We start from the raw sequence: 22,672 nt of genomic DNA, 5'->3' as shown, positions 1-22,672 counted from the left end.
CGAAGGAGAGAGAAACAGCGTGGTCGACACTTCCCCCGGATCAGACAGCGGCACGACGGACGAGTTCCGCATCGAGCACGACACGATGGGCGAGGTGCGGGTCCCCCGGGATGCGCTGTACGCGGCCCAGACGCAGCGCGCCGTCGAGAACTTCCCCATCTCGGGCCGCGGGCTCGAGCCCGCGCAGATCCAGGCGCTCGCCCGCATCAAGCGCGCCGCCGCCATCGTGAACGGCGAGATGGGCATCGTCGACGCCGACGTGTCCGCCGCCATCGTGTCGGCCGCCGACGAGGTCGCGGGCGGATCCCACCACGAGCACTTCCCCATCGACGTGTACCAGACGGGCTCCGGCACGAGCTCGAACATGAACATGAACGAGGTCCTCGCGGCCCTCGCCACGGCGTCCCTCGGGAAGCCCGTGCACCCCAACGACCACGTCAACGCGTCGCAGTCCTCGAACGACGTCTTCCCCACCTCGGTGCACGTCGCCGTCACGGGCGCGCTCATCGCGGAGCTGATCCCGGCGCTCGAGCACCTCGCCGAGTCGCTGGAGGCGAAGGCCGAGGCCTGGAAGGGCATGGTCAAGGCCGGCCGCACGCACCTCATGGACGCGACCCCGGTCACGTTCGGCCAGGAGTTCGCGGGCTACGCGCGCCAGATCCGCCTCGGCATCGAGCGCGTGCGCACGGCGCTCCCCCGCGTCGCGGAGGTCCCGCTCGGCGGCACCGCCACGGGCACCGGGATCAACACCCCGCTCGGCTTCCCGCAGAAGGTCATCCAGGTGCTCGCGGAGGACACGGGCCTCCCCGTCACCGAGGCGCTGGATCACTTCGAGGCGCAGGGCGCGCGCGACGGCCTCGTCGACGCGTCGGGCGCGCTCCGCACCCTCGCGGTGAGCCTCACGAAGATCTGCAACGACATCCGCTGGATGGGCTCGGGCCCCAACACGGGCCTCGGCGAGCTGCACATCCCGGACCTCCAGCCCGGATCCTCGATCATGCCGGGCAAGGTCAACCCCGTCATCCCCGAGGCCGTGCTCATGGTGTGCGCGCGGGTCATCGGCAACGACGCGACCGTCGCGTGGGCGGGCGCCTCGGGCCTGTTCGAGCTCAACGTCGCGATCCCCGTCATGGGCTCGTCGCTGCTCGAGTCGATCCGCATCCTCGCCGCCTCCACGCGCCTGCTCGCCGACAAGACCGTCGACGGCCTCCGCGTCAACGAGGAGCACGCCCGCGCGCTCGCGGAGTCGTCGCCGTCGATCGTCACGCCGCTCAACCGCATCATCGGCTACGAGGCCGCGGCGAAGATCGCGAAGCACTCGGTCGCCCAGAAGATGACCGTGCGCGAGGCGGTGGTCGACCTCGGCTACGTCGAGCGCGGCGAGATCACCGAGGAGCAGCTCGACCAGGGCCTCGACGTGCTCCGGATGACGGCGCCCGGCCTCTAGGCCGGGCAGCCCGCATCCCGACGGCCGACGCATGACCGCCGCACCCGGCGACCCGCGCGACCCGCGCGCCGGGCTCGCCGCGGTCGACGCCGCCATCGCGGCGCACCCGCTCTCCTCGGACCGGGTGCGCCGCGCGCACGCCGTCGTCGAGGCGGGCGACCGCGACGACCGCGCGGCCGTCGACCGGCAGCTGGCGGAGGCGGGTCTGCCCGGGCTCGCGGAGCTCGGCCGGATCCAGGTGCGCCACTCGCTCAGCTGGTGGCGGCTGCACCGCCGTCGCCGGAGGATCCTCGCCCGGCTCGACCGCTAGCCGCACCGGCACGGACGCCGACGGGCGCCGATCCCCGAGAGGACCGGCGCCCGTCGTCATGCGCGGAGCCGGCGGATCAGACCGGGTCGCCGTCGAGCAGCCCGGTGACGAGCGCCGCGATCGCGCTGCGCTCCGAGCGGGTGAGCGTGATGTGCCCGAACAGCTCGTGGCCCTTCAGCGTCTCGATGACGCTCGCGACGCCGTCGTGCCGCCCGACCCGCAGGTTGTCGCGCTGGGCGACGTCGTGCGTGAGCACCACGCGCGAGTTCTGGCCGATGCGGCTGAGCACCGTGAGCAGCACGTTCCGCTCCAGCGACTGGGCCTCGTCGACGATCACGAAGGCGTCGTGCAGCGACCGCCCGCGGATGTGGGTCAGCGGCAGCACCTCGAGGATCCCCCGCTCCACCACCTCGTCCATGACGTTCTGCGAGACGACCGAGCCGAGGGTGTCGAACACGGCCTGCGCCCACGGGTTCATCTTCTCGGTGGCGTCGCCCGGCAGGTAGCCGAGCTCCTGGCCGCCCACCGCGTACAGCGGCCGGAACACCATGATCTTGCGGTGCTGCTGCTTCTCCAGCACCGCCTCCAGGGCGGCGCAGAGGGCGAGCGCCGACTTGCCGGTGCCGGCGCTGCCGCCGAGGGACACGATCCCCACCTCGCGGTCGAGGAGCAGGTCGATCGCGAGCCGCTGCTCCGCGGACCGCCCCTTGAGGCCGAACACCTCGCGGTCGCCGCGCACCAGCTTGACGGTGCCGCGGCGGACGACCCGGCCGAGGGCGGATCCCCGGTCGGAGTGCAGCACGACGCCCGTGTTGACGGGCAGGTCCTGCACGACGCGCGACTGCAGCGTCTCGCCGTCGTAGAGGTCGGCCATCTGCTCGCTGGAGAGCGTGACGTCGGCCATGCCGGTCCAGCCGCTGTCCACGGCGAGCTCGGCCCGGTACTCCTCCGCCTGCAGGCCGATGGACGCGGCCTTCACGCGCAGCGGCATGTCCTTCGAGACGACCGTGACCGCGAGGCCCTCGGTCGACAGGTTGAGGGCGACCGCGAGGATCCGGGAGTCGTTGTCGCCGAGCTGCAGGCCGTTCGGGAGGCCGGACATGCTCGAGTGGTTGAGCTCGACCCGCAGCGTGCCGCCGGCCTCGCCCACCTCGATGGGGAAGTCGAGCCGCTCGTGCTCCTCGCGGAGCTGGTCGAGGAGGCGGAGGGCCTGCCGCGCGAAGTAGCCGATCTCCGGGTCGTTGCGCTTCGCCTCGAGCTCGGTGATCACGATGACCGGGATCACCACCGCGTGCTCGGCGAAGCGGAAGAGCGCACGCGGGTCGGACAGGAGGACGGAGGTGTCGAGCACGTACGTGCGCTCGGCCTGCGGCGTCCCCTCCCCCCGGCTCGCGCGTCGTGCGGTGCTGCTCTGGCTGTCCATCGGGGCCACGGGCCACTCCATCCCCGAGCGGTCGCGCTCGGATCCTGACGGCGATCGGGCCACGGTGGCGAGAAGAGATCCTGCGGCCCTCTCGATCGGGCGCCATGCCCGATGAGTGCGAACCTACGTCGCGCACCAGCGACATGACCAGAGCGACGCGGGTCCGGATGTGTCGCGGACATTAACTCTTCCCCGGCACGGCGGCCGGGCACGCGGCGGGAGCGCGGTCCGGCGCGTCAGGAGCCGAAGCGGCGCTGGCGCGAGGAGTAGTCGCGGAGGGCGCGGAGGAAGTCGACCTCGCGGAGGTCCGGGCCGAGCGCCTCCATGAAGTAGAGCTCGCTGTGGGCCGACTGCCACAGCATGAAGTCGCTGATGCGCTGCTCGCCCGAGGTGCGGATCACGAGGTCCGGATCCGGCTGCCCGCTCGTGTAGAGGTGCTCGCCGATGAGGTCGGGCGTGAGGAGCGCCGCGAGGTCCTCCAGCGTGCCGCCGGCGAGGTGGTGGGACTGCACGATGCTGCGCATGGCGTCGGCGATCTCGGTGCGCCCGCCGTAGCCGACCGCCAGGTTGATGTGGAGCCCGCCGTTGCCCCGCGAGCGCTCCTCGGAGGCGTCGAGCCGGGCGAGGAGCTCGGGCGGCAGGCCCTCGTCGGATCCGACGTGCTTGACCCGCCAGTCACGGTGCCGGGAGAGGTCCTCCGCGAGCTCGCCGATGATGTCGATGAGCGCGGTGAGCTCGGCGCTGCCGCGACCCGTGAGGTTGTCGGTGGAGAGCAGGTACAGCGTCGTGACCTTGATGTCGAGGTCGTCGCACCACTCGAGGAACTCCAGGAACTTCGCCGCTCCCGCGCGGTGCCCGTGGGCCGCGGACTCGAGCCCGAGCTGGCGGGCCCAGCGGCGGTTGCCGTCGAGGATCATGGCGATGTGGTGCGGCAGCGCGTTCCGGTCGAGGCCGCGGCGGATGCGCTTCTGGTACGCCCGGTAGAGCAGACCGCGCCACGGTCGGATCGGCTTCTCTCGCACGGGTGCAACGCTATCCCACGCTCCCGGGAGCCCGGATCGCCCGCCCGGCTGACGTCGCCGCGGCTGTCCTACACTCGCAGGATGACGCGCGACGCCTCCTCCCCCGGACCGCTCGGCGACACCCCGGAGGAGGACGCGTCGGTCGCGCACCTCCCGCTCGTCGAGGACGCCCAGGACGTCGGCCCGGAGCCCAAGCCGACCTGGCGCGGCTGGCTGCACGCGGGCATGACGCCGGTGGCGCTCGTGCTCGGGATCGTGCTCATCGCGGTGGCCGACGGCACGGCCGCGCGCATCTCGTGCGCCGTGTTCGTCGCGTCGTCGCTGCTGCTGTTCGGCGTCTCGGCGGTCTACCACCGGTTCGACTGGTCGCCGCGGGCGAGGATCCTCCTCAAGCGGATGGACCACGCCAACATCTTCCTGCTCATCGCGGGCTCGTACACGCCCATCACGGTGCTCGCGCTGCCGCACGACAAGTCGGTGCTGCTGCTCTGGCTGGTGTGGTCGGGGGCCGCGCTCGGCGTGCTCTTCCGCGTGTTCTGGATCCACGCCCCGCGCTGGCTCTACGTGCTGCTGTACCTCGTGCTCGGCTACGCGTCGCTCGTGTTCATCGTCGACTTCTTCCGCGCGGACGCCGCCATGATGACGCTCATCCTCGCGGGCGGCCTCGCCTACACGGTGGGCGCCGTCGCCTACGCGCTGAAGCGGCCGAACCCCTGGCCCGGCCGCTTCGGCTTCCACGAGATCTTCCACGCGTTCACCCTGGTGGCGTTCCTCTGCCACTGGACGGGCATCCTCCTCGTGGCGACGCACCCGCCCGTCGTCTGACCGGGCGGGCGCGTCGACGCCCGCTACAGGTAGGGCTGCACGTTCTCCGTGAAGGCGGAGGTGAGCTGCGTCGCCGCGGCGGGGAACACGTCGGCCGGGTCCGCGTCCTGCGTGAGGATCTGCGACCACGGCTGCTGGAGGTACGTGTCGCCGTTCGGGATCAGCGTGCGCGCCCAGTCCTGCGAGCGCACGTGCTCGAGGCTGTCGTACGCGGTGCGGAACGCCGGGTTCGAGGCCCAGAAGCCCGTGAGGTCCGCGGACTGGCCCGCCGAGGTCCGGACGGGCGAGTAGCCGGTCTTCTTCGCGAAGGCCACCTGCTGGTCGACCTCCGTGACGTGCTTGATGAACATGGCCGCCGCGAGCTGCTGCTCCTTGGTCTTGCTGCCGATGACCGCGAGGCCCGTGCCTCCCGTGGGTACGAACTGCCCCTGGGGGCCGCCGGGGAGCACGCCCGTCCCGATGGGGAACGCGGCGCTCGCGGTGACGATGCCGACCGCACCCGCCGAGGCGATGGTGCACGGCGCGAGCCCGCCCGCGAAGTCGACCGCGGTGTCGCCGCTGGCCGCCGCCACGTTCGCGATCTTCGAGTCGAAGACGAGGCCGCGCGCGTACCGGGCCGCCTCGAGCGTCTCGGGCTGGTCGAGCTTGAGGTCCCAGCCGTCGGAGTACTGCCCGCCGCGGCCCCAGAGGACGTTGCTCATCGCCCAGGTGCCGATGGATCCCTGCGGCACGCGGAAGGCGGGCGTGCCACCCGTCGCCTTCATGATCGCGGGCGCCCACTCCTCGAGCTCGGCCCAGGTGCCGGGCGCGCGGTCGGGGAGCCCCGCCCTCTGCCAGATCGACCTGTCGTAGTAGAAGATCGGCGTCGAGCGGGCGTACGGGACCGCGTAGCGCGCACCGTCGTACAGGTAGTCGTCGAGGAACACCCCGTTGAAGTCGTCCAGCTCGAAGCCGAGGTGCGTCATGAGGCCGTCCATCGCGATGGACTGCTTGTTGACCATGTAGCGGAACCACCAGGTGTCGCTCGCGTTGACCATGTCCGGCATGCTGTCGGTGCCCGCGGCGGCCTGCAGCTTCTGCGCGATCTCGTCGTAGCTCGCGCCGCCCGTCACCACGTTGACGGTGATCCCGGTCTTCGCGAGGAAGTCGGAGGCGAACTGCGCCTCGAGGTCGGAGGTCTGGCCGGGGTGCGTGGTCCACCAGGTGATGTCCGTGGCGGGCTCGATCCCGTCCCAGTCGGTGTCGGGCGCCGCGGTGGCGGCCGTGTCGCCGCCGACCGACGGGCCGGAGCAGGCGGCGAGCATCGCGGTGCCGCCGAGGACGGCGCCGAGCTTCAGCAGGCCGCGGCGGTCGAACGGACGGGCGGCGAGGCCGCCGAGGGCCGGGCGGGGGTCGATGGGCATGGTTCTCCTGGGTCGGGGATGCGGGTCGGGCGGGGAGGAGGGGGAAGGGCGCGTCAGCCGGTCACGGCGCCGGCGGTGAGGCCGCCGACGATGCGCCGCTGGAAGACGAGGAAGACGGCGAGCACGGGGATCGTGACGATGACGGTGCCCGCCATGAGCACGCCCCAGTTGGTGATGCCCGTGGTGTCCTGGAGCAGCGTGAGCCCGACGGGGAGCGTCATCATCCGCGGATCCGTGGTGACGAGGAGCGGCCAGAGGTAGTCGTTCCACTCGCCCACGATGGAGACGAGCGCGACGGCGGCGATCGTCGGGCCCGACATGGGGATCACGAACGAGCGGAGGCGGCGGAGGTGCCCGGCGCCGTCCATCGCCGCGGCCTCGAGCACGGAGTGCGGCAGCGTGAGGAAGTGCTGGCGGAAGAGGAAGGTCCCGTACGCGCTCGCGACGCCGGGGAGGATGAGGCCCGGGTACGTGTTGATCCAGCCGAGGCCCGCGACGACCTGGTAGTTCGGGATCATCACGATCTGCTGCGGCACGAGGAGCGCGAGGATCACGACGCCGAACCAGACGTTCTTGAACGGCACCCGGATGAAGACGAGCGCGTACGCGGTCAGCAGGCCGAGCAGCACCTTGAGCCCCGAGCCGACGATGGTCTTGACGAGGCTGTTGGTCGCGAGCGTGGAGAAGGAGACCGTGTCCGAGGCCGTCTGGTAGTTCGTCGGCGCGAACGACGACGGCAGGATCGTCAGCGGCAGCGAGTAGATCTCGCCGAACGCCTTGAAGCTCGTGAGCACCATCCAGACGAGCGGCAGCAGCATGACGAGGACGGCGAGCGCCAGCGCGAGGTAGGTGCCGGCCAGCGGCGGACGCGAGGAGGCGGAGTCGCCCGGGCGACGTCGGCCGAGCGGGATGCGACGCGCGCTCGCGGGAGCCCCCGTCGGCTCAGGCCGGGTGATGGTGGCGGTCACGAGTAGTGCACCTTCCGCTGGACGACGACGAGCTGGACGAGCGTGACGACGAGCAGGACGAGGAAGAGGATCGTGGCGACCGCCGAGGAGTAGCCGGCCCGTCCGGCCACGAAGCCCTCGTGGTAGATCTGGTACATCATCGTGGTCGTGCCCTGCAGCGGACCGCCCTTGGTCATGGCGCTGATGAGGTCGAAGGTCTGCAGCGAGCTGAGCAGGGTCGTCACGCTGAGGAAGAACGTGGTGGGGCTGAGGAGCGGCAGCACCACGCGGAGGAAGGTGCGGATCCGGCCGGCTCCGTCGAGGGCGGCCGCGTCGAGCAGGTCCTTCGGCACGGCCTGGAGGCCCGCGAGGTAGATGAGCGCGCAGTAGCCGAGGTCGCGCCACACCTGCACGGTCGTGACCATGGCGAGCGCGGCGGCCGGGTCGCTGTACCAGTCGGGGGACGGCAGCCCGAGGGCGGACAGCCCGGCCGAGATGACGCCGAAGTTCGGGTCGAAGACGTAGAGCCAGAGGAATCCGACGGCCACGCCGGAGAGCACGTAGGGCGCGACGATGATGGTGCGGACGGGCCCGCGCAGCCGGATCCGCCGGTTGAGGAGCACGGCCACGCCGAGCCCCAGCGTCATCGAGCCGACGACCGTGACGCCCGTGAACACCAGCGTGACGCCGACGACCGTGGGCGTCTGCGGATCCTGGAACCAGGCGACGTAGTTGGCGAGGCCGACCTCGCGCGCCACGGACGAGCCGATGTTCCACTGCAGCGTCGAGTAGTAGAAGGACTCGAGCAGCGGCTTGTACGTGAAGACCGCGAGCAGCAGCACGTTCGGGCCGACGAAGGCGAGGAAGAGGAGCCCGTCGCGGAGGCGGCCCGGGCGGCGGCGACGCCGCGCGGCGGAGCCCGGACGCGTGCCGGCGTGGCCGTCGGACGACGACCGCGACGGCGGCGGCGCTTCCGGCGTCGGCGCGACCCGGGTGGGCGCGGGGGCGTGCGTCACGTCGGACCTCCTCGGGGAGCAGAGCAGAGGGAGGGAACGTTCCCTCCGTGCCCAGCCAAGCTACGGAGAGCGGGTTAACGGACGGGTGCACGCGCATGGCGAGCGGGCGGACGAGCGACGACCGCCGCCCCCCGGATGGGGGACGGCGGCCGTCGCACGGATCATCAGGGGTGGGACACCCCGTGGAAGGGGCTGATGGTCCAGTCGTGCGCGCTGGAGGGGACGCCCGAGGCGCCACCGCCGGTCCGCGCCTCGCTGATCCGGCACGCGCCGTCGGCGTAGCCGACGACGGTGTAGACGTTGCTCGGCAGGTCGATGGCGATCGTGCGGTCCTTCTCGACGCCGGGGCGGTAGTCGTTGCCCATGGAGAAGCAGCGGTCGAAGGTGGCGTGGCTCTTGCCGTTCTGGATGATGATCGGCCCGGTGACCCGGATGGACCGGACGTTCACGCCGGACGAGAGCCAGTGCGTGTGGACCCGGACGTGGTCGGTGCCGAAGGGGTAGAACGCGTCGGCCGCGGAGGCCGGTGCGATGCCGAGGCCGACGACGGCGGAGAGCGCGATCGCGGCGCCGGCGGCCACGGGACCCGCGCGGCGGAGGCGACGCGACGGGCGGGTGGAGGGCGTGGCGGATGACATGGTGATGGGGCTCCGTTCTGGGGTGGAGCCCGAGACTAGGCACCCCGCGATGCGGAGGACCCGCGCTCGTCCACAGCGGGAGGATCACCACGCCCCCGGAGCGCGGCGGCGGTCAGCCTCGCGGCGGACCCGCGGTGTCGTCCGGATCCGCGGTGCCCTCGGCATCCGCGGCCGTGCCGCCCGACGCCGGGAGGTCGCGCGCGGAAGCGGAGTCGCGCGCGAGGTCGGCCTCGAGCTTCTCCGCCTCGAGCCGGCCGCGGATCTCCTCGCGGTACCGGGTGCGACGGATGCGCCGGGTCATGTCGACCATGAGCAGTAGGACGACGATGGCCACGAAGAAGATCGCGATGAAGCCGATGGGGCCGGGCGAGACCGTGTCCGGGTCGAACTCGGCGGTGGGGCTGGGGCTCGGCGTGGTGACGGCCGCGGCGAGGCGCAGGCCGAGGTCGGCGCCCATCACGCGCGCACCGCCCGGTCCTCGTCGTCCGCGACGCCTGCGAAGAGGTCGTGCTCCTCGTCCGGCGTCTCGACGCGCGACTCCACGAGCTGGAAGTCCTCGAACGGCCACGCCCGCTGCTGCAGGTCGCGCGGCCACCGGAAGAACGTGCTGTCGGGAGCCACCTGGCTCGCGTGCGAGAGGAGGGCGCGGTCGCGGGCCTCGAAGTGGTCGGCCACGCGCACGTGCGTGGTGGCGAGGTCGGGGCGGTCGCCCATCCAGCCGAGCATCTCGTCGACCGCCTCGAGCATCTCGGGGGCCGCGTCGGAGGCGACCAGGTGCTCGCGCACGGCGCGGATCTTGGCGCCGTTGAAGATCCGGTCGAAGTAGAGCTTCGAGACCTCCCACGGCTCGCCCGCGTCGGGGTAGGAGCCCGTGACGCCGGACTCGCGCCACGCCTCCATGGCCACGACGTGCGCCTGGATGTGGTCGGGGTGCGGGTAGCCGCCGTTCTCGTCGTAGGCGACGAGCACGTGCGGGCGGAACGTGCGCACGAGGCGGATGAGCGGCTCGGCCGACACCTCCACCGGGATGCTCGCGAACGACGCGGGCGGCAGCGAGCCGTCCTCGCGCGCCATGCCCGAGTCGACGTACCCGAGCCAGCGGTGCTGCACGCCCATGACGGCCTGCGCGCGCGCCATCTCGATGCGGCGGAGCCCCGGCAGGTCGCGCTCGGCCATCGCCCGCTCCGCGAGCCCCTCGTTGAGGATGTCCCCCGCCTCGCCGCCCGTGCAGCTGACGACCATGACCTCGGCGCCCTGGTGCGTGTAGTGGGTGTACGTCGCCGCGCCCTTGCTGGACTCGTCGTCGGGGTGGGCGTGCACGGCCATGAGGCGCAGGGTCACGGGGCTCCAAGGGTGGGGAAGGTAGTCTGGATCCCCAGAGTACAAGGTGCGCGTGAGGAGATCGCCGTGACGACCGAGTCCCGATCCCCCCGTCCCGCGGGCCCCCTGCACGACGAGGATGAGACCGTCGAGCACCGCGTCCCGCCCCCTGTCTCGACCGCCGCGCTCGACGAGCGGTACGGGCGCACGCGCCCCGCCCGCATCCGCCAGCGCTGGCTCTACGGCGTCGCCGGCGGCCTGGTCGCCCTGGTGTTCGGCGCCTGGGTGCTGTGGGCCGGGCTCGACCAGGCGTCGGGATCCATCGACGCCACCGACCGCGCCTTCGACATCGTGGACGACCGCACCATCGACGTCACGTTCTCCGTCGTCATGCCGGCCGGCACCGCCGCCTACTGCGCGGTGCAGGCGCAGGACGAGCAGCGGTCCATCGTCGGCTGGGAGGTCGTGGAGCTGCCAGCCCAGGACGGCTTCGAGCGGATGGAGACGGTGCGCCTCCGCACCACCGGTCCCGCGGTGACGGGCTTGATCCACAGCTGCTGGCCCGCCTAGACTCGGTGATTCGCCCTGACGGATCCGTCGGGGCGTCCGTGCGAGTGCAAGGAGTCCATCGTGGCGCAGGAGCAGGCAGTCACCTGGCTGACCCAGGAGGCGTTCGACCGCCTCAGCAGGGAGCTCGACACCCTCAGCGTGCAGGGCCGCGAGGAGATCGCGAAGAAGATCGAGATCGCCCGCGAGGAGGGCGACCTCAAGGAGAACGGCGGCTACCACGCCGCCAAGGAGGAGCAGGGCAAGATCGAGGCCCGCATCCGCCAGCTGACGCAGCTGCTGCGCACCGCCGAGGTCGGCGACGCCCCCGAGAGCCACGGCGTCGTGGAGCCCGGCACGGTCGTCACCGCGCTCATCGCCGGCGACGAGACCAAGTTCCTGCTCGGCAACCGCGAGATCGCGGGCGACAGCGAGCTCGACGTCTACAGCGAGCAGTCGCCGCTCGGCGCGGCCATCATCGGCTGGGAGGTCGGGCAGAAGGGCGCGTACACCGCCCCGAACGGCCGCGAGATCCCCGTGGAGATCCAGGCCGTGGAGAACTACACGCCGTAGCGCCGCCCATCACGACGAGAGGGGACGCGGACCGCATGGTCCGCGTCCCCTCTTCTCGTCCCGGGAGGCGTCAGTCGCGCTGGAGACGCGGGTCGTAGCCCGCCTCGCGCAGCCGCTCGACGACCTCGCCCGTGTGCTCGGGTCCGCGCGTCTCGACGCTCACCTCGAGCTCGACCTCGCTGATCTGCAGGCCGCGGCCGTGCCGCGTGTGCAGCACCTCGACGACGTTCGCGTTCGCCTCGGAGATGATCTGCGAGGTGCGGGCGAGCTGGCCCGGGCGGTCGGGCAGCATGATCCGCAGCTTCACGTAGCGGTCGCTCGCGGCGAGGCCGCGGCTGATGACGCGCTCCATCATGAGCGGGTCGATGTTGCCGCCGGAGAGGATCACGACCGTGCGGCCCGCGTCCTTCACGAGCCCCGCGAGGATCGCCGCGACGCCGACCGCGCCCGCGGGCTCGACCACGAGCTTGGCGCGCTCGAGCAGGAGCAGCAGGGCTCGGGCGGTGTCGTCGTCCTCGACCGTGACGACCTCGTCGACGCTCTCGCGGATGATGTCGAAGTTCAGCAGGCCGGGCTTCGCGACCGCGATGCCGTCGGCGATCGTCGGCGTGATCTCGATCTCGGTCGCCCGGCCCGCGGCGAGGGACGGCGGGTACGCGGCGGCGTTGCGCGCCTGCACGCCGACGACGCGGATCGTGCGGCCCTCCTCGGCGGCGCGCAGCTTGAGGGCGGTGGCGACCCCGGAGATGAGCCCGCCGCCGCCGATGGGGACGACGACCGTCTCGACGTCGGGCGTCTGGTCGAGGATCTCGAGGCCGAGCGTGGCCTGGCCCGTGATCACGTCCTCGTGGTCGAAGGGCGGGATGAGCACGGCGCCGGTCTGCGCCGCGAACTCGGCCGCGGCCAGCAGCGGCTCGGCGACCGTGTGCCCGCGGAGGATGACCTCGGCGCCGTACTGGCGGGTGGCCTGGAGCTTCGGCAGCGCGACCCCGACCGGCATGAAGATCGTGGCGCGGATCCCGAGCTCGCGGGCCGCGAACGCGACGCCCTGCGCGTGGTTGCCGGCCGAGGCGGCCACGACGCCGCGCGCCTTCTCCTCGTCGGTGAGCCGCGAGATGCGGTTGTAGGCGCCGCGGATCTTGTACGAGCCGGTGCGCTGGAGGTTCTCGCACTTGAGGTGCACCGGGCTGCCGAGGATCTCCGCGAGGAAGCGCGAGGACTCCATCGGCGTCACGTCGGCGACGCGGCTGACGACCTCGCGCGCGGCCTCGATGCGCTCGAGCGTGGGCGCGGATCCGCGGGGCAGCTCCCCCGCGAGCGCCGCGGCGTCCTCCCCCAGCTGCGACGGGTCGAGCTCGTCGCCGACGGCGCGCAGGTGCGGCGGGTCGGCGTGCGGGGCGGCGGCGGCCGACTCGGCGGGGGTCGCGGCGGCGGCGGATGCGGTGGCGGCGTCGGTCATGGGGTGCGCTTCCTGGGGCGGGGACGGCGGGTGGCGTGCGAGGCGTCGGCGGGGACCGCGGGAGGCGGCGGCTCGGGGTTGCCCCGCCACGCCCCGCTGGCGACGTGCTTGACCATGGAGTTGAGCGTCGCGACGAGCGGGACGGCGAAGAACGTGCCGGCGATGCCGCCGACCATGCCGCCCGCGGCGACGGAGAGCACGACGGCGAGCGGGTGGACCTTGACGACGGATCCCATGATGAGCGGCTGGAGGATGTGCCCCTCGATCTGCTGCACGGCCAGCACGATCACGACCATGATGAGCGCCTGCGTCAGCCCGTTGTAGACGAGGGCGACGAACACGGCGAGCGTGCCCGTGACGACCGCCCCGACGATGGGGATGAACGAGCCGAGGAACACGAGCACGCCGATGGGGATCGCGAGGGGCACGCCGATGATCGCCGCGCCGCCGGCGATGCCGACCGCGTCGATCAGCGCGACGAGCACCTGCACCTTCACGAAGTTCTGCAGCGTGGTCCAGCCCGCCTTGCCCGCGCCGTCCACCGCGGGCCGCGCGAGCCGCGGGAACAGCCGCACGACCCAGCGCCACATGCCCGCGCCGTCGATGAGGATGAACAGGGTCGAGAAGAGCACCAGCAGCACGCCCGTGAGCACGTGGCCGAGCGACGACGTGACCGAGAGCGCGCCGCTGAGGAGCGCGCCCGCGTCCCGCTGCACGGCGTCGACCGCCTGGGCGTACGCGTCGTTGAGCTGCTGCTCGGACAGCTGCAGCGGCCCGTCGATGAGGAAGCCGCGCACGTCGGCGTAGCGCGTCAGGGACTGGGCGCGGATGGAGTCGTACTGGCCGATGATCTGCGTCGTCACGAGGTAGACGAGCGCGGCGACCGCGACGATGACGCCGATCTCGGCGATCGCGACGGCCAGCCACTTGGGCACGTGGTGGCGCTGCATCCAGTTCGAGATGGGGACGAGGAGCGCCGCGAGCACGATGGCGAGGAACAGCGGGATGACCACGTACTCCAGCTGGATCACGAGCCACGCCACGGCCCCGAGCACGCCGAGGACGACGAGGAGCCGCCACGCCCACGCGCCCGCGATGACCATGCCGGGCGGCACGGTCTCGGCGACGGTGCGCGCGACGGGCTGGACGGTGTCGATGTCGGGATCGACGCGGGCCTCGTCCGCCCGGGCGGCGGCCGCGGCGCGCGCACGGGATCGCTGGCCGAAGATCATGCTGGGAGTCTAGGACGGGCCTCCCGTGCGGCCGGTCGTCCGCGTCGCTCCCCGTCCCCGCGCGGTCCCCCGCGGGCCGTGGGTCGGGGGCCGCGGGTACCGTCGCAGCATGGCCGACACCGTCTCCCCCGCCCTCGCCCGCCGCGTGGGACTCGCGGCGCAGGGGCTGGGCCGCCCGCATCCCGCGGCCGCCGCCGGCACGCGCCGCCTGGCCGCGGAGATCCGGCGCCTCGGCCTGCTGCAGATCGACTCGGTGAACGTCTTCGAGCGCAGCCACCACCTGCCGATGCTCGCCCGCGTCGGGCCCTACGACCGGGCCGCGCTCGACCGCATGCTGTTCGGCGGCGGCGGCGCGTACACGGAGTACTGGGCGCACCAGGCCGCCCTTCTCCCCGTCGACGACCTGCCGCTCTTCGGCTGGCGGATGGAGGCGGAGCGCGCCCGACGCACGCGGCCGGGCTCCTGGGCGCTCGAGCACGCGCCGCTGATCGCCGAGGTCCGGGCCGAGCTCGCCCGCACGGGACCGGTGCCCGCGAGCGCGATCGAGCACGAGTCGAACGTCCGCACGGGCCCGTGGTGGGGCTGGTCGGACGTGAAGCGCGCGCTCGAGGCGATGTTCGCGTGGGGGGAGATCGCGAGCGCCGGCCGGCGCGGCTTCGAGCGGGTCTACGGGCTCGCGGAGGACGTGCTGCCCGCCGCGGTCCTCGCGCGCGAGGTGCCCGAGGAGGACGCGGTGCGGGAGCTCGTCCGCCGGGCCGCCGTCGCGCACGGGATCGGCACCGCCGCCGACCTCGGCGACTACCACCGCCTGTCCCGCGCCGCGACCGACCGCGCGCTCCGCGACCTCGCCGACGCGGGCGAGGTGCTGCCCGTCACGGTCGCCGGCTGGGAGGGCCGCGGGAAGCCGCTGCCCGTGTGGCTGCACCGGGACGCCCGGCTGCCCCGGCGGATCCGCGGGGAGGCGCTGCTCTCCCCCTTCGACCCGGTCGTGTGGTTCCGCGAGCGGGCGCTGCGGATGTTCGACCTGCACTACCGGATCGAGATCTACACGCCGGCGGCCGAGCGCGTGCACGGCTACTACGTGCTGCCGGTGCTGGTCGACGACGAGATCGTCGCGCGGGTCGACCTCAAGGGCGACCGGCAGGCGGGGGTGCTGCGCGTGCAGGCGTCGTGGATCGAGGGGCGGCACGATCCCGCGGTGGTCGCCGAGCGGATCGCGCCCCTCCTCGAGCGCGCCGCCGCGTGGCAGGGGTTGGCCGACGTGGGGGTCGTCGACCGCGGCACGCTCGCGCCGGCGCTGCGGGCGCACCTGCCGGGCGTCGCGCCCGCGGTCGCCGCGGATCCCGTCGGGTGAGGCGCGGCCGCTAGAACTGCACGCGCGGCGGCTCGGCGATGGACGCGAGGCTCGAGACCTCGTAGAAGTCCCGCTCGCCGAACCCGAGCCCGCGCACGAACAGCGTGTTCGGGAAGTGCGTGATCTTGGTGTTGAGCTCCCGGACGCCGCCGTTGTAGAAGCGGCGCGACGCCTGGATCCGGTCCTCGGTGTCGACCAGCTCGCCCTGGAGCTGCAGGAAGGTCTGGCTCGTCTGCAGCTGCGGGTACGCCTCGGCCACCGCGAACAGCGACTTCATCGCGCCCTGCAGGTGCTCCTCCGCGGTGCTCGCCTCGGCGGGGCTCGCGGCGCTGATGGTCTCGGTGCGCGCGGAGGCCACCTTCTCGAACACCTTCTGCTCGTGGCTGGCGTAGCCCTTGACCGACTCGATGATGGTCGGCAGCAGGTCCGCGCGGCGCTTCAGCTGCACCGTGATGTCGCTCCACGCCTCGTCCACGCGGACGTTGAGGGTGACGAGGGCGTTGTACGTGGCCCAGAGGTAGATGCCGACGAGCACTGCCAGGAGCACGACGACTCCGAGCGCGATCCACAGTTCCATGCTCAGGATCCTACGCGCGGGCCTGGGGAGGTCCCGGGGGATCCGGGGCCGGCGCACCTGTTCTGGGGGCGTCGGCGTGGCCTCGCGTCCGGGTCAGCCGCGCTCGCGCAGGGTGTCGCGGAGGAAGCGGTACGAGGAGCGGGGCGTGCGGTCGCGCGTCCGGGGATCCACGTGGACGAGTCCGCGCGGCGCCCGGTGCCCCGCCTCCCACTCGAAGCCGTCGAGCAGGCTGCCGGCGACGACCGCCTCGAGCCGGACGCCCTCCGCGGCTCCGCCGGGCGCGACGGCGGCGAGCGCCTCGACGAGGTGGTCGGAGATCGCGTGCGCGCTGCCGGGATCCCGGCGGGAGCCGTCGCGGTCGTCGACCTGCTCGGGGTGGGCGGCGTCGAGGCCCGAGAGCACGACCGGCGGCAGGGCGTCGCCGTAGCGCGCGCGGAGGTCGGCCAGCACGACCGGCACGAGGTCGGGCGCGACGGGGTGCCCGTCGAGGGAGGTCGGGTGGTCGGTCCAGGGCAGCTCGGCGAACGGGATCGCGGCGGATCCGGCGACCAGGCGCGGCACGGCCGCGACGCGGATCGGGTCGGCGAGCGCGACGCCGTAGTGGTCGAGCTGCTGGCCGATGGAGCGGAGGTCCGCGGGATCCACGCGCCCGAGCCGCGCGAACGCCTCCGCGTGCGGGCCGGCGAGGTCGGGGTAGCGGCCGAGGAGCACCGCGTCGGCGAAGAGGTCCTGGTGCAGGGCGCGCGCCACGACCGCGGCGGCGCGGTCGTCGTCGTCCCCGGAGGCGGCCTCGACCACGCGGTGCGCGTTCACGATGCCGACGCGGGCGGAGGAGCTCGAGCCGCGGATCGCCTCCACCGCGCGGCCGTGCGCGAGCAGCTGGTGGTGGACGGTGGGGAGCGCGTCGAGCCCGAGGCGGGATCCGGGGGCGTGCGTCCCGGTGACGTGGCCGGCCATCGTGGTGAGGGCGGGCGTCCGGAGCGTGACCCAGTCGGGCACGCGGTCGGCGAGCGCCTCGGCCGCGAGGTAGGCGTGGTCGCCGAAGCGGAGCGCGGTGTCGCGGTGCAGCCAGCCGCCGCGGTCCTGCAGCTCGACGGGCAGGTCGTGGTCGTGCAGGGCCGCGCGCGGGCGGATCCCCGCCGCGAGCAGCGCGTCGACCAGCTCGTCGTAGAACGCGATGCCCTCGCGGCGGAGGCCCCCGCGCGCCTCCGGCTGGATGCGGGACCAGGAGATGGAGAAGGAGAGGAGGTCGACGCCCAGCTCGGCCGCGAGCGCGACGTCCTCGGCGCTGCGGGCGACGTGGTCGGCGCCGCGCTCCGGGTCGCTGCCGTCGGCCACGGAGCCCGGCCGGCGGGCGAACGCGTCCCACGCCGACTCGGTGCGGCCGCCCTCGTGCGCGCGGCCCTCGACCTTGGTCGCGCTCGTGCTGACCCCGATGCGGGGGCCGCCGACGAGGAGGCCCGCCAGCTCGGTCGGCGTCGGGCGGTCGGGGACGGCGTCGCGAGGGGTCACGTGAGCCAGTATCGAGCACCGACGATGCACACCCCGCGCACCGGGCGCGGGCACGCGCCGCCCAGGTTCCCGTACCACTTCCGTCACGGTCGGTGCGTGCGGTTGACACGCCCGGCCGCACCCGTCTGAATGGACGCACGGTGCAGCATCTGGCGAGGAACGAGGATCGTCCGTCCACGGGGGGTGGAGCGGGCGGCGTCCGTCGATCCCGCGAGCGGCTCGTCCGCACGGCCTCGGTGCTCCTCCTGCTCGCGGCGCTCACCGCCGGCGGCACGGCCGCCGCCTCCGCCGCCACGCAGACGCCGACCCCGACCCCCAGCCCCGTCCCCTCGGGCGCGCCGGCAGCCGCGCCGACCGTGGAGACGCCGCCCTTCTCGACCGACGGCGCCGTCACCGTGACGGGAACCCGGCCCGCGGGCGCCGACGTCCAGGTCACCATCGCGAGCGTGCCCGCCGCCGTCACCCTCCCGTCCGCCACGACCTGGCGCGCGAGCGCGACGGGCGTCCCGGACGGGCAGAGCCCGGTGCGCGTCACCTCGGGCGGCCAGGAGGCCACCGCCACCGCGTCCGTCCTGCGCGCGCCCGGCGTCAACAGCTTCTCCGTCGTCACCACCGGGCTCGTGAGCGGCACGGGCTTCCCGGGCGCGACGGTCGACGCGCGCTCCGGATCCGCCGCCTGCCGCGCCACCGTCGGCGCCTCGAGCACGTGGGCGTGCCTGCTCGCCCCGCCGCCCCCGTCCGGGACCGGCATCCCCGTCACCGCGACGCAGAGCATGCCGTGGAGCACGGGCACCCCCGCCGTCGGCCGCGGCACGGGCAGCTTCGACACGACGGCGCCCGGCGCCGCCGTCATCACGGCCCCCGCGGCCGGCGCCACGGTCGACGCCACGGGGATCACCATCTCCGGCACCTCCGACGAGGACGGCACCATCGTGCGCGCGTACCTCTCGGGCTACGGCGACGCGGCCTGCCAGTCCCAGGTCGTGGGCGGCCGGTGGTCGTGCGCGACCGGCACGCTGCCGCCCGGGCCGCTCGGGATCACGGCGACCGTCACGGATCCGCTCGGCAACATCAGCACGCTCGCGCCCGAGGTGCGGGTCACGGTCGCGACGCCCGCCGCCTCGCCCACCCCGGACGCCACGACGCCGCCCGCGAGCCCCAGCCCCGAGGCCACCAGCTCGCCCGAGGGCACGCAGGCGGCTCCCGCGCCCGGCTCCGGATCCGGCGGCGGCGAGGGCGGCGGGGCGACCGGCACCGCGCCCGGCCCCGACGGCGCGACCGGATCCGCGCCCGCGGCCGCCGCGCCGGGCACCTGGAACGCGCCCACGCGCTTCGGGACCTCGCTCCAGCCGCTGCCCGCCGCCTTCACCGACGGACGCGGCCTGCTCCCCCTCCTCCTCGCCCTCGGCGCGGTGCTCCTCGTGACCCTGCCGGCCCTCCTCCTCCGCGGCGCCCTCGTGGCGCGCTTCGGCGGGCGCCACCGCTCCGCGGCGGACGTGACGCCGCTGCGGATCGTCGCCCGCGGCGACGCCGGCGCCCTCACCACCCGGGCCGCGGCCGCGGCGTTCACGGACTCGACCGCGACGACCGGCCAGATGCGCATCGTGCCGGGCCGGCTCGACTCCGCCCCCATCGCCGTGCCCGCGCGCCGGGAGCCCGAGCCGACGCTCCTCGGATCCCGCCCCGCCCACGAGCCCGGCCGTGTCGGCCGCTGGAGCGTCGCCGCGGCGGCACTCGCGCTGGCCGCCGCGCTGGCCGCGCTGTCGCTGCCCGTGGGATCCGACCCCAACGCCGTCCGCCTCTTCCTCGCCGCCCTCGTCGGGCTCGCGATCGTCAACGGCGTCGGCGTGGTCGCGGTCGCCTCGGTCGCCGGACGCGTGGGCGCCGGGCCCGCCCGCGTGCGCGCCGTGCCCGCCCTCCTCGTGCTCTCGGCGACCGCCGTCCTCGTGTCCCGGGCGTTCGGGCTCGCCCCGCCCATCGTCATCGGCCAGGTCCTCGGCCTCGTCGCCGACGACCGCGACGACCGGTCCCGGGCCCGCCTCGCGCTCGTGCAGTCGGGGTCGCTCGCGGCGCTCGGCCTCGTGGCGTGGATCCTCTACGGCCTGGTCCCCGCCGACGGTGCCATGTGGCCGCAGCTGGCGAACGAGCTGCTCAGCGTTGTCACCCTCGCCTCGCTCAGCTCCGCGGCCCTCGCGCTCGCGCCCGTGTCCCTCGTCCTCGGCCGCTCGCTCCTGCTGCGCTCCCTGCCGCTCTGGGCCGTCGTCAGCGTCGCCGTCCTCACGCTCGCCTTCGCCGCCGTCGCGACGACCGCGAGCGGCGTGCCGGCCGGGGTCTGGATCACGGCGCTCGTCGTCTCGGCCGCCTTCGCGGCGGTGAGCATCGCCGTGTGGCTCTGGATCCGCGTGGTCGAGCCCTCCCTGCAGCGCCTCTAGCACCGCTCCCCCGCCCCTGTCCGGGCGCCGCGCCGCATCTGGTGCCGATGGTCGGCCGGGGCCACACTGGGTCCGTCGCCGGCTCCGGCGGCCTCGACCCGGCCCGCGCGGCCCCGACGGCAGGAGTCCTGCATGAGCACATCGAGCACGTCCCTCCGGGCGGCGCTGACGCGGCGGAAGCCCGTGGAGGCGATCGAGGAGGAGCCCGGCGCGGCGACCGCGGAGGGCGGGCTCACCCGCTCGCTCGGCCTGTGGCAGCTCACCGCGATCGGCGTGGGCGGCATCATCGGCACCGGCATCTTCACGCTCGCGGGCACGGTCGCGAACCAGACGGCCGGCCCCGCGGTCCTCATCTCGTTCCTCATCGCCGGCATCGCGAGCGCGGCGGCCGCCCTCTCCTACGCGGAGTTCGCGGGCATGATCCCCAAGGCCGGATCCGCGTACACCTACGGCTACGCGGCCCTCGGCGAGATCGTCGGCTGGTTCATCGGCTGGGACCTGCTGCTGGAGTACACCGCCATCGTCGGCGTGGTCGCGATCGGCGTCTCCGGCTACGCGGGCTTCCTCCTCGACCAGCTCGGCATCGACCTCCCCGCCTGGATGCTCGGCGCGGCCGGCACGGGCGACGGCCACGTGGTCGACCTCTTCGCCGTGATCCTCTGCCTCGGCACCGCGTTCGTCCTCACCCGGGGGATGAAGAGCGTCGGCCGCTTCGAGCTCTACCTCGTGGGCCTCAAGGTCGCGCTGGTGCTCGTGATCGTCGTCATCGGCTTCACGCAGATCACGGGCGCCAACTACCAGCCGTACTTCCCGTTCGGCGCGGCGGGCGTCTTCACGGGCGCCGCCACCGTCTTCTTCGCGGTCTTCGGCTACGACGCCATGAGCACGGCGGCCGAGGAGTCGAAGGACGCCACGAAGCACATGCCGAAGGCGATCCTGCTGTCGCTCGGCATCGCGATGGTGCTCTACGTGCTCGCGACCATCGTCCTCACGGGCATGCAGCGGTACAGCGACATCAACCCGGAGAGCGGCTTCGCGACCGCGTTCGAGTCGGTGGGCCTGCCCGCCGTGGCGAACGTGGTGGCGGTCGGCGCGATCGTCAGCGTCGTCACCGTGATGCTCACCTTCATGCTCGGGGCGTCGCGCGTGTGGTTCTCGATGAGCCGCGACGGGCTGCTGCCGAAGTGGTTCGCGGTGACCGACCGGAAGCGCAACGTGCCGACCCGCGTGACGTGGATCATCGGCATCGGCTCGGCCCTGTTCGCGGGCTTCCTACCCATCACCGTGGTGGCGGAGCTGACCAACATCGGGATCCTGCTCGCGTTCGTGGTGGTGTGCGCGGCCGTGATCGTGCTCCGCTACAAGCGGCCGGAGATCCCGCGGGCGTTCCGGCTGCCCGCCATGCCGGTGGTGCCGATCATCGGCATCGGCTTCTCGCTCTGGCTCGTCTCGTCGCTGCCGTGGGAGACGTGGGTGCGGTTCGCGATCTGGCTCGTCATCGGCCTCGTGATCTACCTCACGTACTCGCGCCGGAACTCGGTGCTCGCGGCCGACAGCCCGCGGAACCGCGATCGCGGCTGAAGCGCTCCCGGACGTGCGACAGGGGCGCCGCCCACCTCGGGAGGTGGGCGGCGCCCCTGCGTGCGCGCGGGGAGCTAGTTCGCGGCGCTGGTGTTGACCGAGCCGTTGACGCCGTTCGGGTAGAACCCGCCCTTGGTGACGGCCTGGTTGTTCAGGTACACGATGTTGAGGACCTGGCCGGGCGTGCGGCTGAACGCGATGCCGTTCGCGTCGGTCGGCACGAGGTTCGCGCCGCCGGAGACGGTGACGCCCTGGTCGAGGTCCGTGGGGCCGTCGAGGGAGTCGCGGGCGTTCGAGATCGCGTTGGCGGGCTCGGCGAGGCCGCGGGCGAACAGCTGCGAGCGGATGATGCCCGCGTGGTACGCCTCGACCGCGAGGATGCCTGCGGCCGCCTCCAGGTACGTCTTGTTGGTGATGAGCGGCGCCGCGCCCTTGTATGCGGTGACTCCGACGTCCTCGAAGATGAACGAGGCCAGCAGGAAGTTCTCCTGGTTGGCGAACGCGTCGAACTTCTCGCCCGGCTTGACGAGGCCCGAAGCCGCGGCGGCGGCGGAGAACGCGGCGTCGAGGTCGATCGCGGGACGCGCGACCTTCGCCGAGCCGAGCGCTGCGCGGAGGAACTTGACGTGCGCCTTCTCGTCCTGCGCGATCTCGTAGGCGTACTGGCGGATCGCGTAGTCCTTGAACTGGACGGCACGGCCGCCGGAGACGTTGCCGGGCGTGCCGACGCCGGAGATGTCGTTCGGCACGAGGCCGTTGCCGGTGACGGCGCGGAGGTAGAACTCGGCCTCGAGGTACTCGAGGTTGAGCGCGAAGTTGAGGACGGCGGCGTCGGTGACGGCGCCCGCGTCCGCCTCGGCCTGGGCGTCGGCCGCCTGGGCTCCGGTCGCGGGGATGAGGGCCGCGGCGCCGACGCCGAGCCCCGCGATGCCCGCGGCGCTGAAGAAGCGACGACGGTCGAGGGGCGACTGCGCGCTCCTGTCGATGGCCTGGGTGATGAACTTCTTGTCGAACATGGACGAGCTCCCTTGGTCGGCGCGTCCGTATCCCAGATA

At 73.4% G+C, this 22,672-nt stretch carries 21 protein-coding genes; 8 read left to right on the top strand and 13 right to left on the bottom strand.

Going from position 1 to position 22,672, the window contains the following annotated elements; all coding sequences use genetic code 11:
• Positions 1-19: 19 nt before the first annotated feature.
• Both BFL37_RS00340 and BFL37_RS00335 read left to right on the top strand, forming a co-directional pair.
• Entirely contained in the window at positions 20-1,447 is a 1,428-nt protein-coding gene (locus BFL37_RS00340) for a class II fumarate hydratase (RefSeq protein WP_086513199.1), read from the top strand.
• Between the two features lie 31 nt (positions 1,448-1,478).
• Complete coding sequence (locus tag BFL37_RS00335) at positions 1,479-1,757, top strand: hypothetical protein (RefSeq protein WP_086513198.1); 279 nt, start codon at positions 1,479-1,481, stop codon at positions 1,755-1,757.
• Positions 1,758-1,833: 76 nt separating this feature from the next.
• On the opposite strand, the gene BFL37_RS00330 is transcribed toward BFL37_RS00335, so the two are convergent.
• Together BFL37_RS00330 and BFL37_RS00325 are read right to left on the bottom strand one after the other, a co-directional pair.
• Positions 1,834-3,180 (bottom strand): PhoH family protein, encoded by a 1,347-nt coding sequence (locus BFL37_RS00330; protein WP_086513226.1) that lies wholly within the window; start codon positions 3,178-3,180, stop codon positions 1,834-1,836.
• 236 nt (positions 3,181-3,416) lie between these two features.
• Complete coding sequence (locus BFL37_RS00325) at positions 3,417-4,202, bottom strand: isoprenyl transferase (protein WP_086513197.1); 786 nt, start codon at positions 4,200-4,202, stop codon at positions 3,417-3,419.
• Between the two features lie 81 nt (positions 4,203-4,283).
• On the opposite strand from BFL37_RS00325, the gene trhA reads away from it, so the two are divergent.
• Positions 4,284-5,027: a PAQR family membrane homeostasis protein TrhA gene (trhA, locus tag BFL37_RS00320; RefSeq protein ID WP_086513196.1), complete on the top strand. Its 744-nt coding sequence runs from the start codon at positions 4,284-4,286 to the stop codon at positions 5,025-5,027.
• Positions 5,028-5,050: 23 nt separating this feature from the next.
• Here trhA and BFL37_RS00315 read toward each other — a convergent pair whose 3' ends face one another.
• The 6 genes from BFL37_RS00315 to mca form a co-directional block, all read right to left on the bottom strand.
• A complete protein-coding gene (locus tag BFL37_RS00315) occupies positions 5,051-6,430 on the bottom strand; it encodes an extracellular solute-binding protein (protein ID WP_086513195.1) in 1,380 nt (459 codons plus the stop codon).
• A gap of 53 nt (positions 6,431-6,483) precedes the next feature.
• Entirely contained in the window at positions 6,484-7,398 is a 915-nt protein-coding gene (locus tag BFL37_RS00310) for a carbohydrate ABC transporter permease (RefSeq protein ID WP_143331569.1), read from the bottom strand.
• Positions 7,395-8,393: a carbohydrate ABC transporter permease gene (locus BFL37_RS00305; RefSeq protein WP_086513194.1), complete on the bottom strand. Its 999-nt coding sequence runs from the start codon at positions 8,391-8,393 to the stop codon at positions 7,395-7,397. Before BFL37_RS00305 ends, BFL37_RS00310 begins: the two co-directional genes overlap by 4 nt.
• 164 nt (positions 8,394-8,557) lie before the next feature.
• On the bottom strand, positions 8,558-9,031 hold the full coding sequence (locus BFL37_RS00300) for a hypothetical protein (RefSeq protein WP_086513193.1): 474 nt from the start codon (positions 9,029-9,031) through the stop codon (positions 8,558-8,560).
• Between the two features lie 112 nt (positions 9,032-9,143).
• Positions 9,144-9,488, bottom strand: a complete 345-nt coding sequence (locus tag BFL37_RS00295; RefSeq protein WP_086513192.1) for a hypothetical protein — start codon at positions 9,486-9,488, stop codon at positions 9,144-9,146.
• Positions 9,488-10,372 (bottom strand): mycothiol conjugate amidase Mca, encoded by an 885-nt coding sequence (gene mca / locus BFL37_RS00290; protein ID WP_241533751.1) that lies wholly within the window; start codon positions 10,370-10,372, stop codon positions 9,488-9,490. Before mca ends, BFL37_RS00295 begins: the two co-directional genes overlap by 1 nt.
• 66 nt (positions 10,373-10,438) lie before the next feature.
• Here mca and BFL37_RS00285 point away from each other — a divergent pair, with 66 nt between their 5' ends.
• On the top strand, positions 10,439-10,921 hold the full coding sequence (locus BFL37_RS00285) for a DUF4307 domain-containing protein (RefSeq protein ID WP_086513191.1): 483 nt from the start codon (positions 10,439-10,441) through the stop codon (positions 10,919-10,921).
• A 60-nt stretch (positions 10,922-10,981) separates the two neighbouring features.
• Positions 10,982-11,470: a transcription elongation factor GreA gene (gene greA, locus BFL37_RS00280; RefSeq protein ID WP_086513190.1), complete on the top strand. Its 489-nt coding sequence runs from the start codon at positions 10,982-10,984 to the stop codon at positions 11,468-11,470.
• A gap of 70 nt (positions 11,471-11,540) precedes the next feature.
• Here greA and ilvA read toward each other — a convergent pair whose 3' ends face one another.
• Positions 11,541-12,929, bottom strand: coding sequence for a threonine ammonia-lyase (gene ilvA, locus BFL37_RS00275; protein ID WP_086513189.1), 1,389 nt, complete (start codon positions 12,927-12,929; stop codon positions 11,541-11,543).
• The gene (locus BFL37_RS00270; RefSeq protein WP_086513188.1) at positions 12,926-14,161 is read right to left on the bottom strand and encodes an AI-2E family transporter; all 1,236 of its coding nucleotides are present in this window, start codon (positions 14,159-14,161) and stop codon (positions 12,926-12,928) included. The genes ilvA and BFL37_RS00270 overlap by 4 nt, the downstream gene beginning before the upstream one ends.
• A 109-nt stretch (positions 14,162-14,270) precedes the next feature.
• Between BFL37_RS00270 and BFL37_RS00265 the strand changes: the two genes are divergently transcribed.
• The gene (locus tag BFL37_RS00265) at positions 14,271-15,515 is read left to right on the top strand and encodes a winged helix-turn-helix domain-containing protein (protein ID WP_086513223.1); all 1,245 of its coding nucleotides are present in this window, start codon (positions 14,271-14,273) and stop codon (positions 15,513-15,515) included.
• A 10-nt stretch (positions 15,516-15,525) separates the two neighbouring features.
• Here the strand turns inward: BFL37_RS00265 and BFL37_RS00260 are convergent, their stop codons facing one another.
• Both BFL37_RS00260 and BFL37_RS00255 read right to left on the bottom strand, forming a co-directional pair.
• Entirely contained in the window at positions 15,526-16,092 is a 567-nt protein-coding gene (locus BFL37_RS00260) for a LemA family protein (protein WP_086513187.1), read from the bottom strand.
• A gap of 93 nt (positions 16,093-16,185) precedes the next feature.
• Positions 16,186-17,604, bottom strand: coding sequence for a glycoside hydrolase family 1 protein (locus BFL37_RS00255; protein WP_086513186.1), 1,419 nt, complete (start codon positions 17,602-17,604; stop codon positions 16,186-16,188).
• 236 nt (positions 17,605-17,840) lie between these two features.
• Here BFL37_RS00255 and BFL37_RS00250 point away from each other — a divergent pair, with 236 nt between their 5' ends.
• A complete protein-coding gene (locus BFL37_RS00250) occupies positions 17,841-20,036 on the top strand; it encodes a hypothetical protein (protein WP_241533749.1) in 2,196 nt (731 codons plus the stop codon).
• A gap of 132 nt (positions 20,037-20,168) precedes the next feature.
• Entirely contained in the window at positions 20,169-21,617 is a 1,449-nt protein-coding gene (locus tag BFL37_RS00245; protein WP_086513184.1) for an amino acid permease, read from the top strand.
• Between the two features lie 74 nt (positions 21,618-21,691).
• Here BFL37_RS00245 and BFL37_RS00240 read toward each other — a convergent pair whose 3' ends face one another.
• Positions 21,692-22,633 (bottom strand): ferritin-like domain-containing protein, encoded by a 942-nt coding sequence (locus tag BFL37_RS00240; RefSeq protein WP_086513183.1) that lies wholly within the window; start codon positions 22,631-22,633, stop codon positions 21,692-21,694.
• Positions 22,634-22,672 lie beyond the last annotated feature (39 nt).

The sequence above is a fragment of the Clavibacter michiganensis genome, from assembly GCF_002151125.1.
Lineage (GTDB): Bacteria > Actinomycetota > Actinomycetes > Actinomycetales > Microbacteriaceae > Clavibacter > Clavibacter michiganensis_C.
The sequence above is the reverse complement of the archived record's forward strand: the minus strand, read 5'-3'. Positions and strand labels throughout refer to the sequence as shown.